We start from the raw sequence: 15,122 nt of genomic DNA on the forward strand, positions 1-15,122 counted from the left end.
CGCCCCCCCCCCCCCCCCCCCCCCCCCCCGGCCAAGCCCGCCAATCCAACCGGGGCTCTCCTCGACCAACCCCACCCCGCCACGAGGGGCTTCGCCGTTGGCTGAAAATCCATGTAACCGCTTACACGGAAACGGATTTTTGCCGTAACGGGTATCATGATCGGCTGACTTCACACAGGAGCCACCCGCTCATGCGCCGCAAGATCGTCGCCGGAAACTGGAAGCTGCATGGCAGCCGTCAATTCGCCAATGAACTGCTGGGGCAGGTGGCCGCCGGGCTGCCGCTGGACGGGGTGGACGTGGTGATCCTGCCGCCGCTGCCGTACCTGGGCGAGCTGGTGGAGGACTTTGGTGACACCGGCCTGGTGTTCGGGGCCCAGGACGTCAGCAGCAACGAGAAGGGCGCCTACACCGGCGAGGTCTGCGCCGCCATGCTGCACGAGGTGGGTGCCCGCTATGGCCTGGTCGGCCACTCCGAGCGCCGCCAGTACCACCATGAAAGCAGCGAACTGGTCGCGCGCAAGTTCGCCGCGGCCCTGCATGCCGGCCTGGTGCCGGTGCTGTGCGTGGGCGAGACCCTGGAGCAGCGCGAAGCGGGGCAGACCGAGGCGGTCATTGCCAGCCAGCTGGCACCGGTGCTGGAACTGGTCGGCGCTGCCGGTTTCGCCCAGGCAGTGGTCGCCTACGAGCCGGTCTGGGCCATCGGTACCGGCCGTACCGCCACCAAGGAGCAGGCACAGCAGGTGCACGCGTTCATCCGTGGCGAAGTCGCGCGTATCGATGCTAGAATCGCTGATTCACTGCCCATTGTTTACGGCGGTAGCGTGAAGCCCGACAATGCCGGGGAACTGTTCGCGCAGCCGGATGTCGATGGTGGGCTGGTCGGCGGCGCCTCCCTGGTGGCCGCGGACTTCCTGGCCATCGCAGGGGCGGCGGCCGCGAACTAATCCTAGAAGTATTGTCCGAGGGCGGTTTCCAATGCTGATGTTGATCCTCAATGTCGTCTACGTGCTGGTCGCTGTGGCCATGATCGCGCTGATCCTGATGCAGCGTGGCTCGGGTGCGGCGGCGGGTTCGGGCTTTGGTGCCGGTGCCTCGGGTACGGTGTTCGGTGCGCGTGGCGCCTCGAACTTCCTGTCCAAGTCGACCAAGTGGCTGGCTGTCGTGTTCTTCGGCATCAGCCTCTTCATGGCCTGGTATGCCGGTCATGGCAGCCGCCCGGCGGCCGACCAGGATCTGGGTCTGATGTCCGCCCCGGCGGTGACCGCTCCGGCGGCTCCGGCGGGCGAATTGCCGGCCGTCCCGAAGGCCGATGCGGTCCCGGCAGCCCCGGTTCCGGCCGCGAATGTGCCGGCTCAGGCGGAATCTTCGGTTTCTGGTGAAGAAAAGCCTTCGGAAGGCTCCCAGAAACACTGAAGCCGGTTACAATACGCGGCGCATCGGGAAGATAGTCTGATGTGATCGTTTGCCCAGGTGGCGGAATTGGTAGACGCACTACCTTGAGGTGGTAGCGACTTAGGTCGTAGGGGTTCGAGTCCCCTCTTGGGCACCATTTGTAAGTAAAGCGGGTTCGCCTGGCGCGCAAGGCGCCAGGTAGATTCCCGTCCACTCCCCCATGCCAAAGCGCCTGCAGGCGCAGCGGCAGAGGCAAGAGAGAATCGCTGTGCTGGCCGAATATTTGCCGTCTCTGCTGTTTCTGATCGTTGCCACCGGTATCGGCATTACGCTGATGCTGGTTGGTCGATTCCTCGGTCCCCGCCGCCCCGATCTGGAAAAGCTGTCGCCGTATGAGTGCGGCTTCGAAGCCTTCGAAGACGCGCGCATGAAGTTCGACGTGCGCTACTACCTGATCGCGATCCAGTTCATCGTCTTCGACCTGGAAATCATCTTCATCGTGCCGTGGACCCAGGTCTTCATGGAGCTGGGCGCCCGTTCGCTCGTCACCATGGGCCTGTTCGTCGGCATGCTGTTCCTCGGTTTCATTTACGTCTGGAAGAAGGGAGCGCTGGAATGGGAGTGATTCAGACTCTCGATGGCCTCATGAACAACCCCACGCCGGAAGGCCGGGTTGATGACATCCTGCGGCCGGAAGGCGACAACCCGCTGCTGGAAAAGGGCTTCGTCACCACCAGCGTCGACGCGCTGCTGAACTGGGCGCGCACCGGCTCGATGTGGCCGATGACCTTCGGCCTGGCCTGCTGCGCGGTCGAGATGATGCACGCCGGCGCCGCGCGCCTGGACCTTGACCGCTATGGCGTGGTGTTCCGCCCGTCGCCGCGTCAGTCCGACGTGATGATCGTGGCCGGTACCCTGGTCAACAAGATGGCCCCGGCGCTGCGCAAGGTCTACGACCAGATGCCGGACCCGAAGTGGGTCATCTCGATGGGCAGCTGCGCCAACGGTGGCGGCTACTACCATTACTCCTATTCTGTCGTGCGCGGCTGTGATCGCGTGGTGCCGGTGGACGTCTACGTCCCGGGCTGCCCACCGACCGCCGAGGCGCTGGTGTACGGGATCCTGCAGCTGCAGAAGAAGATCTGGCGTACACAGACCATCGCCCGCTGACCCTTCCACACTACAAGAGCGCGCCAAGCCCCCATGGCAGAGCAAGCATCCTTCATCGACCGACTCTCCGCACGTTTCGCTGGTGCGAAGGTCATCGTGGTCGAACCCCGCGGCGAAGTGACGCTGGAGGTGCCTGCCGCCGAGTGGCATGCCACCGCGCTGGCGCTGCGTGACGAGTTTGGTTTCGAGCAGGCCGTGGATCTCTGCGGCGTCGACTACCTTGGCTATGGCTCCGACGAATGGGACACCGCCGACGTGTCCTCGCAGGGCTTCAGCCGCGGTGTCGAAGGCAAGGCCCAGGGCCGTTTCGCGTGGGGCGAATTCCCCACCGAGGAAAACGGTGCCGACGGCGCCCGCCCGCAGCACATGCCGACCCAGCGTTTCGCCGTGGTCGCCCAGCTGCGTTCGTACCAGCACAACCTGATGATGCACCTGCGCTGCTTCGCCCCTGACGAAGCACTGCCGGTGGTGTCCTCGCTGACCGGCATCTGGCCGGGCCTGAACTGGTTCGAGCGCGAAGCGTTCGACCTGTATGGCGTGATCTTCGAAGGCCACCCGGACCTGCGCCGGATCCTGACCGACTACGGTTTCGTCGGCCATCCGTTCCGCAAGGACTTCCCGCTGATCGGCAATGTCGAAGTCCGCTACGACGAAGAAAAGAAGCGCGTGATCTACGAACCGGTCACCTCGGTGGAGCCGCGTGTCGGCGTGCCGCGCGTGATCCGTGACGACGCCCGTCTGCAGACCGCAGAAGGCGAGCGCGCGCAGGAGGCAGTGAAGTGAGCGAGTTCCACCAGGCCCGCGAAGCGTTCGCGAGCAATCCGGCCGAAGCACGGCAGGAAATCCGCAACTACACCATGAACTTCGGCCCGCAGCATCCGGCCGCGCACGGCGTGCTGCGCCTGATCCTGGAAATGGACGGCGAAACCATCATGCGCGCCGACCCGCACGTGGGTCTGCTGCACCGTGGTACCGAGAAGCTGGCCGAGTCCAAGCCGTTCAACCAGTCGATCGGCTACATGGATCGCCTGGACTACGTGTCGATGATGTGCAACGAGCACGCCTACGTGCGCGCGATCGAGACCCTGATGGGCATCGAGGCGCCGGAGCGTGCGCAGTACATCCGCACCATGTACGACGAAATCACCCGCATCCTCAACCACCTGATGTGGCTGGGCTCCAACGCGCTCGACCTGGGTGCGATGGCGGTGATGCTGTATGCCTTCCGCGAGCGCGAAGAGCTGATGGACTGCTATGAAGCGGTCTCCGGCGCGCGCATGCACGCGGCGTACTACCGTCCGGGCGGTGTCTACCGCGACCTGCCGGACCACATGCCGAAGTACAAGGAATCGCGCTGGCACAAGGGCAAGGCGCTGAAGCAGCTCAATGCTTCGCGCGAAGGTTCGCTGCTGGACTTCCTGGAAAACTTCACCGTCGAGTTCCCCAAGCGCATCGACGAATACGAAACCCTGCTGACCGACAACCGCATCTGGAAGCAGCGTACCGTCGGCATCGGCGTGGTCACTCCGGAACTGGCTCACCAGTGGGGCATGACCGGCGTGATGCTGCGCGGCTCGGGCGTTGCCTGGGACCTGCGCAAGAAGCGTCCGTACGCCAAGTACGATGCCGTCGATTTCGACATCCCGCTGGGCAAGGAAGGCGACTGCTACGACCGTTACCTGGTCCGCGTTGCCGAAATGCGCGAATCCAACCGCATCATCAAGCAGTGCGTGGCGTGGCTGAAGGCCAACCCGGGCCCGGTGATGGTGAAGAACTTCAAGGTCGCTCCGCCCAAGCGCGAGGACATGAAGGACGACATGGAAGCGCTGATCCACCACTTCAAGCTGTTCAGCGAAGGCTACTGCGTGCCGGCCGGCGAGACCTACTCGGCGGTGGAAGCCCCGAAGGGCGAGTTCGGCTGCTACCTGGTCTCCGATGGCGCCAACAAGCCCTTCCGCGTGCACCTGCGCGCACCGGGCTTCGCCCACCTGTCCTCGATCGATTCGATCGTGCGCGGCCACATGCTGGCCGACGTGGTGGCGATGATCGGTACCTACGACCTGGTGTTCGGCGAGGTTGACCGGTAATGCCGTCCGCCACGCCAACGCCCGCTGCAGGCAGCCGGCGCAAGCCGGCGCCGCAGTTTCTGGAATTTCACGTTATGCATTTCGCTGAGGTCGGCCGATGAAGGCGACAGGTAATTTCGAGGCGGCGCGCGACGTCGACCCGATGGTGGTGCTGAGCGACAAGACCCGCGCTCACATCGATCACTGGCTGTCCAAGTTCCCGCCGGACCGCAAGCGCTCTGCCGTGCTGCAGGGCCTGCATGCGGCCCAGGAGCAGAACCAGGGCTGGCTGACCGACGAACTGATCGCCGGCGTGGCCAAGTACCTGGACCTGCCGCCGGTGTGGGCCTACGAGGTCGCCAGCTTCTACTCGATGTTCGAGACCGAGAAGGTGGGCCGCAACAACGTGGCCATCTGCACCAACATCAGCTGCTGGCTCAATGGCGCCGAGGACATCGTGCGCCATTGCGAGAAGAAGCTGGGCATCAAGCACGGTGAATCGACCCCGGACGGCCGCGTCTACCTCAAGCGCGAGGAAGAGTGCCTGGCCGGCTGCGGTGGCGCGCCGATGATGGTCATCAACGGTCACTACCATGAGCGTCTGACCCTGGAAAAGGTCGACGAGCTGCTGGACGGGCTGGAGTAAGGGCATGGCACATCACCACGAATCCAAGGGTCCGGTCGGCCCCGCGCCGCTGCCGCACCAGGTGGTCTACACCACCCTGCATTACGACACCCCGTGGTCGTACGAAAGCTACCTGAAGACCGGTGGCTACGCCGCCCTGCGCAAGATCCTCGAAGAGAAGGTCCCGCCGGAGCAGGTCATCGAGATGGTCAAGGCTTCGGGCCTGCGCGGCCGCGGTGGCGCGGGCTTCCCGACCGGCCTGAAGTGGTCCTTCATGCCCAAGGGCAACATGCAGAAGTACATCCTCTGCAACTCGGACGAGTCCGAGCCGGGCACCTGCAAGGACCGCGACATCCTGCGCTACAACCCGCATTCGGTGGTGGAAGGCATGGCGATCGCCTGCTACGCCACCGGTTCGACCGTGGGCTACAACTACCTGCGCGGTGAGTTCCACCACGAGCCGTTCGAGCACTTCGAGCAGGCCCTGGCCGACGCCTATGCGAACGGCTGGCTGGGCAAGAACGTGATGGGCTCGGGCGTGGACATCGACATCTACGGTGCGCTGGGCGCCGGCGCCTACATCTGCGGCGAAGAAACCGCGCTGATGGAATCGCTGGAAGGCAAGAAGGGGCAGCCGCGCTACAAGCCGCCGTTCCCGGCCAACTTCGGCCTGTACGGCAAGCCGTCGACGATCAACAACACCGAAACCTACGGTTCGGTGCCGGCGATCATCCGCAACGGTCCGGAGTGGTTCAAGGGCCTGAGCCTGACCGCCAACGGCGGCCCGAAGTGCTTCTCGGTGTCCGGCTGCGTGCAGAACGGCGGCAACTTCGAAGTGCCGCTCGGCACCAAATTCCATGACCTGCTGGAAATGGCCGGTGGCCTGCGTCCGGGCCGCACGCTGAAGGGCGCGATCCCGGGCGGCGTGTCGATGCCGGTGCTGACCGCGGCCGAGCTGAAGGACCTGCCGATGGACTACGACACCATCCGCGCACTGGGCTCCGGCCTGGGGTCGGGTGCGATCGTGGTGCTCGACGACAGCGTCTGCTGCGTCAAGTTCGCCTGCCGCATCAGCCAGTTCTTCCACAAGGAATCCTGCGGCCAGTGCACCCCGTGCCGTGAAGGCACCGGCTGGATGCACCGCGTGCTGGAGCGCATCGTCGCCGGCAAGGCCACGATGGAAGACCTGCACCAGCTGAAGGCGGTGGCCGGCCAGATCGAAGGCCACACCATCTGTGCGTTCGGCGAAGCGGCTGCATGGCCCATCCAGGGCTTCCTGCGCCAGTTCTGGGACGAGTTCGAGTACTACATCGTCAACGGTCATTCGATGGTTGACGGCAAGAAGGTGGAGGCAGCCGCTGCATGAGCGCGCAACCCGTAAATCCGAGCGTCCCACCCGATCACGTCACCATCGAGATCGATGGCAAGTCGCTGGTCGTGCCCAAGGGCTCGATGATCATCCAGGCCGCCGACAAGGCCGGCATCTCCATTCCGCGCTTCTGCTACCACGAGAAGCTGCCGATCGCCGCCAACTGCCGCATGTGCCTGGTGGACGTGGAGAAGTCGCCGAAGCCGGCGCCGGCCTGCGCTACCCCGGTGATGGACGGCATGAAGGTCGCCACCCGCAGCGAGAAGGCACTGAAGTTCCAGCGCTCGGTGATGGAGTTCCTGCTCATCAACCACCCGCTGGACTGCCCGATCTGCGATCAGGGCGGCGAGTGCGAGCTGCAGGACGTGTCGCTGGGCTATGGCCGTTCGGTCAGCCGCTTCAACGAGCGCAAGCGCGTGGTGCCGGACGAGGACATGGGTCCGCTGGTCGCCACAGAGATGACCCGCTGCATCCAGTGCACCCGCTGCGTCCGCTTCACCGCCGACGTTGCCGGTACCTACGAACTGGGTGGCATGTACCGCGGTGAGAACCTGCAGATCGGTACCTTCGACGGCAAGCCGCTGACCACCGAGCTGTCCGGCAACGTCGTCGACGTCTGCCCGGTCGGCGCGCTGACCAACAAGGTGTTCCAGTTCCGCGCCCGCCCGTGGGAACTGACCGCGCGCGAGTCGCTGGGTTACCACGACGCGATGGGTTCGAACCTGTTCCTGCACGTGCGTCGCGGCGAAGTGCTGCGCACCGTGCCGCGCGACAACGAAGCCGTGAACGAGTGCTGGCTGTCCGACCGTGACCGCTACTCGCACCAGGGCCTGTACAGCGAAGACCGTGCGGTCAAGCCGCTGCGCAAGGTCAATGGCGAGTGGAAGGAAGTGAGCTGGGCCGAAGGCCTGGCCGCGGCCGCCGAGATCCTCAAGGCCAACCAGGGCGACAACCTGGGCGTGCTGGTGCATCCGTCCACCTCGAACGAGGAGGGCGCGCTGCTGGCCCGCCTGGCCAAGGGCCTGGGCTCGAGCAACATCGACCACCGCATCAACAACCGCGATTTCTCCGACGCCGCAACCGCCGAAGTGTTCGGCCTGCCGCTGGCCGAGATCGAAGGCGCCGACCGCATCGTCGTTCTGGGCAGCAACATCCGCCACGAACTGCCGCTGCTGCACGCCCGCCTGCGCAAGGCGCAGACCACCAAGGGCGCGAAGATCCACGTCGTCAACCCGGTGGACTTCGACTTCGCTTTCAGTGTCGCCGGCAAGCAGATCGTCGCGCCGTCGAAGTTCGTCGACGCGCTGGCCAGCGCCGAGCTGCGTTCGGCCGTGCAGGGCGGCAACAACACCGTGCTGATCGTCGGTGGCATCGCCGAAAACCATCCGCAGGCTGCCGCGATCCGCGCCGCTGCGCGTGAGTTCGCCGCCGCCACCGGCGCCAAGCTGTGCCGCATCCCGCAGGGCGCCAATGCCGTGGGCCTGACCCGCGCCGGCGTGCTGCCGGCCGGCAAGGACGTGGCCACCATGCTGGCGCAGCCGCGCCAGGCCTACGTGGTGTACGGCCTGGAGCCGGGCCTGGACTTCGCCGACGCTCCCGCTGCGCGCAAGGCGCTGGCCGGTGCCCAGGTGGTGGCCTTCAGCCAGTTCGCCTGTGTCTCCACCCGCGACGTTGCCGACGTGATCCTGCCGATCGGCGCGCTGCCGGAAATCGACGCCACCCTGACCAACCTCGATGGCCGCGAGCAGTCGGCCCGTGCCGGCGGCAAGCTGCCGGGCGAGGCCCGTGAAGGCTGGCGCGTGCTGCGTGCACTGGGCGGCGACATGGCGCTGGCCGGTTTCGACTTCACCGACCTGGCCGGCCTGCGTGCCAGCCTGGCCCCGGTGTCGGTCGCCGTTGCCGCTTCGGCACAGCCGGTGGTTGCCGGTGAAGGCCTGGAAGTGGCTTCGACCGCCGCGATCTACCGCACCGATGCGGTGGTCCGTCGCGCGCCGGCGCTGCAGTCGCATCCGCTCAACAACGCCCCGCGCATCGTGCTGAACGCTGAAGATGCCGCTCGCCTGCAGCTGCAGGAAGGGCAGATGGCCAAGGTCGGCACCGATGCCGGCAAGGCCACCCTGCCGGTGGTGGTCGACGCCCGCGTCGCTGCGGGTTCGGTCTGGATTGAATCGGGCCACGGCGCGACCGCGCCGCTGGGTGCCGCTCGCGTATCGGTGGTGGCTGCATGAACGAATTGCTGTTGAACGCGGTCGACCCGCTGCACCAGTGGCTGCTTGGCCTCGGTGACATCGGCGCGCTGATCTGGATCATCCTGAAGATCCTGGTGATCACCGTGCCGGTGATCGTCTCGGTGGCCTTCTACGTGGTCTGGGAACGCAAGCTGATCGGCTGGATGCATGTCCGCCATGGCCCGATGTACGTGGGCATGGGCATCTTCCAGGCCTTCGCCGACGTCTTCAAGCTGCTGTTCAAGGAAGTGGTCCAGCCGAGCAGCGCCAACAAGGCGATCTACCTGCTGGCGCCGCTGATCACCCTGGCCCCGGCCTTCGCGGCCTGGTCGGTGGTGCCCTTCGATTCGCAGATCGTGCTGTCCAACGCCAACGCCGGCCTGCTGTACCTGCTGGCGATGACCTCGCTGGGCATCTACGGCATCATCCTGGCCGGTTGGGCATCCAACTCGAAGTACGCGTTCCTGGGTGCGATGCGCGCCTCGGCGCAGATGATCAGCTACGAAATCGCCATGGGCTTCGCGCTTGTCGGCGTGATGATCGCCGCTGGCAGCCTGAACCTGAGCAACATCGTGATGGCGCAGGCCGGCAATTCCGGCTTCTTCGACTGGTTCCTGCTGCCGCTGTTCCCGCTGTTCGTCATCTACTGGGTGTCGGGCGTGGCTGAAACCAACCGCGCGCCGTTCGACGTGGTGGAAGGCGAATCGGAAATCGTCGCCGGCCACATGGTCGAATATTCCGGCGGCGCGTTCGCCCTGTTCTTCCTGGCCGAATACGCGAACATGATCCTGATCAGCTTCCTGATCTCGATCTTCTTCCTCGGTGGCTGGCTGAGCCCGGTCCAGGGCTGGGTCAACTTCGGCGATGTCTCGCCGCTGGTCGACTGGATCTGGAAGGGTGGTGCACCGTGGCTGTTCGTCAAGGTGTTCTTCTTCGCCAGTGCCTACATCTGGTTCCGTGCCAGCTTCCCGCGCTTCCGCTATGACCAGATCATGCGCCTGGGCTGGAAGGTCTTCATCCCGCTGGCCATTCTGTGGATCGCGGTTACCGCCGTCATGGTGTTCTTCGGCGTGATTCAAAAGGGCGTCTAAAGTGATGAACAGGATTACCCATTACTTCAAGAGCCTGCTGCTGCTCGAACTGCTGGCGGGCCTCTGGCTGACGCTGAAGTACAGCTTCAAGCCGAAGTACACGATGATGTACCCGATGGAGAAGTTCCCGCAGTCGCCGCGCTTCCGTGGCCTGCACGCACTGCGCCGTTATCCCAACGGCGAAGAGCGCTGCATTGCCTGCAAGCTGTGTGAAGCGGTGTGCCCGGCCCTGGCCATCACCATCGACTCGGCCAAGCGCGAGGACGGCACCCGCCGCACCACCCGCTACGACATCGACCTGTTCAAGTGCATCTTCTGCGGCTTCTGCGAAGAAAGCTGCCCGGTGGACTCGATCGTCGAAACCCACATCCTCGAGTACCACTTCGAGAACCGTGGCGAAAACATCGTTACCAAGCCGCAGCTGCTGGCCCTTGGCGATCGTCTCGAAAACGAGATCGCCGAGCGTCGTGCCGCCGATGCCGCTTACCGCTGAGGTCGAGAGATGGATTGGGTAAATATCGCTTTCTGGGTGTTCGCCATCGCGGCAACGGTTTCGGCCGGTGCGGTGATCAGCGTGCGCAACCCGGTGCATGCAGTGCTGTGCCTGGTGCTGACCTTCTTCTCCATTGCCTGCGTGTGGCTGCTGGTGGGCGCCGAGTTCCTCGGCGTGGCGCTGGTGCTGGTCTACGTCGGCGCGGTGATGGTGCTGTTCCTGTTCGTGGTGATGATGCTGGACATCGATCCCACCAAGATGCGTGAAGGCTGGGTGCGCTACCTGCCGGTCGGCCTGATCGTTGCGGTGGCGATGCTGGTGCAGATGCTGATCCTGATCGGCGTGAAGGGCAGGGCGGTCACCCCGTTCCCGGCCGACAACGCCGCTGCGGTCGCTGCCGACAGCTCCAACGTCACCTGGCTGGCGCGCACGCTGTTCACCGAGTACCTGCTGCCGTTCGAGTTCGCCGCCGTCATCCTGACCGTGGCCGTGGTCGCCGCCGTGATGCTGACCTTGCGTCGCCGTACCGGCGTGAAGAGCCAGAACCCGGGTGAGCAGACCATGGTCAAGGCCGACCAGCGCCTGCGCATGGTCAAGATGGGCGCCGAAGCACCGGTCGTGCACAGCAACAGCAAGCCGGCCACCGGCGAGGAGACCCAGCCGTGATTACCCTTGGCCACATGCTTGCGCTTGGCGCGGTGCTGTTCGCCATCAGCCTGGCCGGCATCTTCCTCAACCGGAAGAACGTCATCGTCCTGCTGATGTCGATCGAACTGATGCTGCTGTCGGTGAACATCAATTTCGTCGGCTTCTCGCGTCAGCTGGGCGATCCGTCCGGCCAGCTGTTCGTGTTCTTCATCCTGACCGTCGCCGCCGCGGAAGCCGCCATCGGCCTGGCGATCCTGGTGACCCTGTTCCGTACCCGCCGCACGATCAATGTCGGCGAAGTCGATTCGCTGAAGGGCTGATCCACAGATGGAAATCACTCTCTCCAAGAGTCTGTTGATCGCAGTGGTGCTTGCACCGCTGTTCGGCAGCATCATCGCCGGCCTGTTCGGTCGCCAGGTCAAGCGCTTCGGCGCGCAGACCATCACCATCCTCGGCGTCGCGGTAGCCTGCGGCCTGTCGATGTACACGTTCTACCAGCTGATGTGGGGCGGCGCGCAGCCGTTCAACCAGAACATCTACACGTTCTTCGAAGTCGGCCAGTACTCGGCCCACGTCGGCTTCATGGTCGACAAGCTGACCGCGATGATGATGGTGGTGGTGACCTTCGTGTCGCTGCTGGTCCACATCTACACGATCGGCTACATGCAGGACGATCCGGGCTACCAGCGGTTCTTCAGCTACATCTCGCTGTTCACCTTCTCGATGCTCACCCTGGTGATGAGCAACAACTTCCTGCAGCTGTTCTTCGGCTGGGAAGCGGTGGGCCTGGTGTCGTACCTGCTGATCGGCTTCTGGTTCAAGCGCCCGACCGCGATCTTCGCCAACATGAAGGCGTTCCTGGTCAACCGCGTCGGTGACTTCGGCTTCCTTCTGGGCATTGCCGGCGTGCTGTGGGTGTTCGGCACCCTGGACTACTCGCAGGTGTTCTCGCAGGCCGGCATGCTGGCCGACCCGCGCGCCCAGCTGCAGATCTGGGACGGCACGATCCTGGGCATGCAGCTGCTGAACGAGCCGGTGATCTGGTCGATCGCCACCGTCATCTGCATCTGCCTGTTCATCGGCGCCATGGGCAAGTCGGCCCAGGTTCCGCTGCACGTGTGGCTGCCGGACTCGATGGAAGGCCCGACCCCGATCTCGGCACTGATCCACGCCGCGACGATGGTGACCGCCGGTATCTTCATGGTCACCCGCATGTCGCCGCTGTTCGAGCTGTCGCAGACCGCGCTGAACTTCGTGCTGTTCATCGGTGCTACCACCGCGTTCTTCACCGGCCTGATCGGCATCGTGCAGAACGACATCAAGCGCGTTGTCGCGTACTCCACGCTGTCGCAGCTGGGCTACATGACCGTCGCCCTGGGCGTGTCGGCCTACTCGGCGGCCGTGTTCCACCTGATGACCCACGCCTTCTTCAAGGCCCTGCTGTTCCTGGGCGCCGGCTCGGTCATCATCGCGATGCACCACGAGCAGGACATGCGCAAGATGGGCGGCCTGCGCAAGTACATGCCGATCACCTTCATCACCATGTGGATCGGTACGCTGGCGCTGGTCGGCACGCCGTTCTTCTCCGGCTTCTACTCGAAGGACACCATCATCGAGGCCGCCGAGATCCACGCCCACATGCAGAACAGCTGGGTGGCCACCTATGGCTACTGGGCGGTGCTGGGTGGCGTGCTGGTGACCAGCTTCTACAGCTTCCGCCTGCTGTTCATGACCTTCCATGGCAAGGAGCGCTTCCGCGACGCGCATGATGACCATGGCCACGGCCATGACGATCACCACGCTGCAGATGCGCACCATGCCGATGCCCACCACGGCGACGCCCATGACGACCACGGCCATGGCCACGGTCCGCATGAGCCGCACGAAACCCCGTGGGTGGTGACCCTGCCGCTGATCCTGCTGGCCATCCCGTCGATCGCCATCGGTTTCTTCAGCATCGGTCCGATGCTGCACGGCACCGACTGGGCCGGCCACCATGCGCACGAGGCGATCAAGGGCCAGGCACAGACGTTCTTCACCGGCATCGTCGACTTCTACGATCCGGCCAAGAACACCGTCGCGTTCCTGGGTGAAGAGTTCCATGGCCCGGTCGCGTTCGCGCTGCACGGCATGATGCTGCCGCCGTTCTGGCTGACCCTGGCGGGCTTCCTGCTGGCCGCGCTGTTCTACCTGTGGAAGCCGGACCTGTCGGGCAAGGCGCGCAAGACCTTCGCCCCGATCGTTTCGGTGCTGGAAAACAAGTACGGCTTCGACAAGCTGTGGATCGATGGCTTTGCCGGTGGCAGCGTCAAGCTGGGCAAGGTCTCGCGCTGGATCGACAGCAACATCGTCGACGGCGTGGTCAATCTCTCGGCACGTGTTGTGGACGTTGCAGCCGGCGTGCTGCGTCGTACCCAATCCGGTTTCCTCTATCACTACGCCTTCGCGATGATCATCGGCCTGATTGCCCTGCTGGGCGTGCTGATGCATTACCTGCGTTGATGACCTGTACGGAATAAGAAGACGTGTCGAACTGGCCTCTACTCAGTGTCCTCATCTGGCTGCCGATCATCGGTGGCGCCCTGATCCTTGCGATCCGTGATGCGCAGACTGCCCGCTGGGCGTCGCTGGGCGTCGCGGTGCTCACCTTCGTTGCAAGCCTCTCGCTGCTGAGCGGCTACAACGCGGGCATCGACGGTCTGCAGTTCGTCGAGACCCATGCCTGGATCCCGGCCTACAAGATCGGCTACAACCTGGGCGTGGACGGCATCGCCGTGGCGCTGATCCTGCTGACCACCCTGGTCAGCGTGCTTGCCCTGATCGGCGCCTGGAGCGCCATCGACAAGCGCGTGAACCAGTACGTGGCGGCCTTCCTGATCCTGGAAGGCGTCACCGTCGGCATCTTCGCTGCGACCGACGCGATGCTGTTCTACGTGTTCTTCGAAGCAATGCTGATCCCGATGTTCCTGATCATCGGTGTCTGGGGCGGCCCGCGCCGCATCTACGCTGCGCTGAAGTTCTTCCTGTACACCTTCCTCGGCTCGGTGCTGATGCTGGTGGCGCTGATCTACCTGTACATGAAGGGCGGCAGCTTCCAGCTGGCCGACCTGTACGCGCTTCCGCTGTCGGCCAAGGAACAGACCTGGATCTTCTTCGCCTTCCTGATCGCCTTCGCGGTCAAGGTGCCGATGTTCCCGGTCCACACCTGGCTGCCGGACGCCCACGTGGAAGCGCCGACCGCCGGTTCGGTGATCCTGGCCGCCATCGCCCTGAAGATCGGTGGCTACGGCTTCCTGCGCTTCAACCTGCCGATCGTCCCGGACGCGTCGCAGGAATGGGCATGGCTGGTGATCGCGCTGTCGCTGATCGCGGTGATCTACGTCGGCCTGGTCGCCCTGGTGCAGGACGACATGAAGAAGCTGATCGCCTATTCGTCGATCGCGCACATGGGCTTCGTCACCCTGGGCACCTTCATCGCCCTGTGGCTGGTGCGTGAAGCCGGCAACGCCGATGCTGCCCGCCTGGGCCTGCAGGGCGCCATGGTGCAGATGATCTCGCACGGCTTCGTGTCCGGCGCGATGTTCTCCTGCGTCGGCGTGCTGTACGACCGCATGCACAGCCGCCGCATCGCCGATTACGGCGGCGTGGTCAACGTGATGCCGTGGTTCGCCACCTTCGCCATGCTGTTCTTCATGGCCAATGCGGGCCTGCCGGGCACCAGCGGTTTCGTCGGCGAGTTCATGGTCATCCTGTCGGCCTTCCAGCGTAATCCGTGGATCGCACTGGGCGCGGCCACCACCCTGATCATCGGCGCCGCCTACACCCTGTGGCTGTACAAGCGCATCTTCTTCGGCGAAGTGGCCAACAGCCACGTGGCCGAACTGAAGGACATCAACGGCCGCGAATGGCTGGTGCTGGGCGTGTTCGCCATCGGCGTGCTGGCCCTGGGCATCTACCCCAAGCCGCTGACCGACCTGATGGAGCCCTCGATCGCGAAGCTGGCGATGCAGATCGCATCCAGCAAGCTGCTGTAATTC

General features: G+C 64.6%; 15 protein-coding genes and 1 tRNA gene. All 16 read left to right on the plus strand.

The genetic code is table 11. The features are described from left to right. Positions 1–191: 191 nt before the first annotated feature. The 16 genes from tpiA (at position 192) to D7T59_RS04775 (ending at position 15,119) form a co-directional block, all read left to right on the plus strand. A complete protein-coding gene (gene tpiA / locus D7T59_RS04700) occupies positions 192–947 on the plus strand; it encodes a triose-phosphate isomerase (RefSeq protein WP_180852124.1) in 756 nt (251 codons plus the stop codon). A gap of 31 nt (positions 948–978) precedes the next feature. Beyond that, on the plus strand, positions 979–1,416 hold the full coding sequence (gene secG, locus D7T59_RS04705; protein WP_049429531.1) for a preprotein translocase subunit SecG: 438 nt from the start codon (positions 979–981) through the stop codon (positions 1,414–1,416). Positions 1,417–1,467: 51 nt separating this feature from the next. Beyond that, positions 1,468–1,552 (plus strand) — tRNA-Leu (locus D7T59_RS04710). 111 nt (positions 1,553–1,663) lie between these two features. Beyond that, positions 1,664–2,020: an NADH-quinone oxidoreductase subunit A gene (locus tag D7T59_RS04715; protein ID WP_005414075.1), complete on the plus strand. Its 357-nt coding sequence runs from the start codon at positions 1,664–1,666 to the stop codon at positions 2,018–2,020. Continuing rightward, positions 2,011–2,565 carry a NuoB/complex I 20 kDa subunit family protein gene (locus D7T59_RS04720; protein ID WP_005410463.1) on the plus strand — a complete coding sequence of 185 codons (555 nt, stop codon included), beginning with the start codon at positions 2,011–2,013 and terminating at the stop codon, positions 2,563–2,565. The genes D7T59_RS04715 and D7T59_RS04720 overlap by 10 nt, the downstream gene beginning before the upstream one ends. Before the next feature lie 33 nt (positions 2,566–2,598). Then, complete coding sequence (locus tag D7T59_RS04725; RefSeq protein WP_005410462.1) at positions 2,599–3,348, plus strand: NADH-quinone oxidoreductase subunit C; 750 nt, start codon at positions 2,599–2,601, stop codon at positions 3,346–3,348. After that, positions 3,345–4,652, plus strand: a complete 1,308-nt coding sequence (locus tag D7T59_RS04730; protein ID WP_106548825.1) for an NADH-quinone oxidoreductase subunit D — start codon at positions 3,345–3,347, stop codon at positions 4,650–4,652. Before D7T59_RS04725 ends, D7T59_RS04730 begins: the two co-directional genes overlap by 4 nt. A gap of 97 nt (positions 4,653–4,749) precedes the next feature. Then, positions 4,750–5,277: an NADH-quinone oxidoreductase subunit NuoE gene (gene nuoE / locus D7T59_RS04735; protein ID WP_005410460.1), complete on the plus strand. Its 528-nt coding sequence runs from the start codon at positions 4,750–4,752 to the stop codon at positions 5,275–5,277. 4 nt (positions 5,278–5,281) lie between these two features. Beyond that, on the plus strand, positions 5,282–6,622 hold the full coding sequence (nuoF, locus tag D7T59_RS04740; protein WP_180852122.1) for an NADH-quinone oxidoreductase subunit NuoF: 1,341 nt from the start codon (positions 5,282–5,284) through the stop codon (positions 6,620–6,622). Next, positions 6,619–8,853: an NADH-quinone oxidoreductase subunit NuoG gene (gene nuoG, locus D7T59_RS04745; RefSeq protein ID WP_180852120.1), complete on the plus strand. Its 2,235-nt coding sequence runs from the start codon at positions 6,619–6,621 to the stop codon at positions 8,851–8,853. The genes nuoF and nuoG overlap by 4 nt, the downstream gene beginning before the upstream one ends. Beyond that, on the plus strand, positions 8,850–9,944 hold the full coding sequence (gene nuoH, locus D7T59_RS04750) for an NADH-quinone oxidoreductase subunit NuoH (RefSeq protein WP_049429536.1): 1,095 nt from the start codon (positions 8,850–8,852) through the stop codon (positions 9,942–9,944). Before nuoG ends, nuoH begins: the two co-directional genes overlap by 4 nt. A 4-nt stretch (positions 9,945–9,948) precedes the next feature. Next, complete coding sequence (nuoI, locus tag D7T59_RS04755; RefSeq protein WP_005410456.1) at positions 9,949–10,437, plus strand: NADH-quinone oxidoreductase subunit NuoI; 489 nt, start codon at positions 9,949–9,951, stop codon at positions 10,435–10,437. A gap of 9 nt (positions 10,438–10,446) precedes the next feature. Then, complete coding sequence (locus D7T59_RS04760; RefSeq protein WP_099551932.1) at positions 10,447–11,103, plus strand: NADH-quinone oxidoreductase subunit J; 657 nt, start codon at positions 10,447–10,449, stop codon at positions 11,101–11,103. Next, positions 11,100–11,405, plus strand: a complete 306-nt coding sequence (gene nuoK, locus D7T59_RS04765; protein WP_005410454.1) for an NADH-quinone oxidoreductase subunit NuoK — start codon at positions 11,100–11,102, stop codon at positions 11,403–11,405. The genes D7T59_RS04760 and nuoK overlap by 4 nt, the downstream gene beginning before the upstream one ends. Before the next feature lie 7 nt (positions 11,406–11,412). Then, the gene (gene nuoL, locus D7T59_RS04770; RefSeq protein WP_099551931.1) at positions 11,413–13,587 is read left to right on the plus strand and encodes an NADH-quinone oxidoreductase subunit L; all 2,175 of its coding nucleotides are present in this window, start codon (positions 11,413–11,415) and stop codon (positions 13,585–13,587) included. A gap of 23 nt (positions 13,588–13,610) precedes the next feature. Next, positions 13,611–15,119: an NADH-quinone oxidoreductase subunit M gene (locus tag D7T59_RS04775; protein ID WP_005410452.1), complete on the plus strand. Its 1,509-nt coding sequence runs from the start codon at positions 13,611–13,613 to the stop codon at positions 15,117–15,119. Positions 15,120–15,122 lie beyond the last annotated feature (3 nt).

It is taken from the genome of Stenotrophomonas maltophilia, assembly GCF_013464915.1.
GTDB classification, from domain to species: domain Bacteria; phylum Pseudomonadota; class Gammaproteobacteria; order Xanthomonadales; family Xanthomonadaceae; genus Stenotrophomonas; species Stenotrophomonas maltophilia_AT.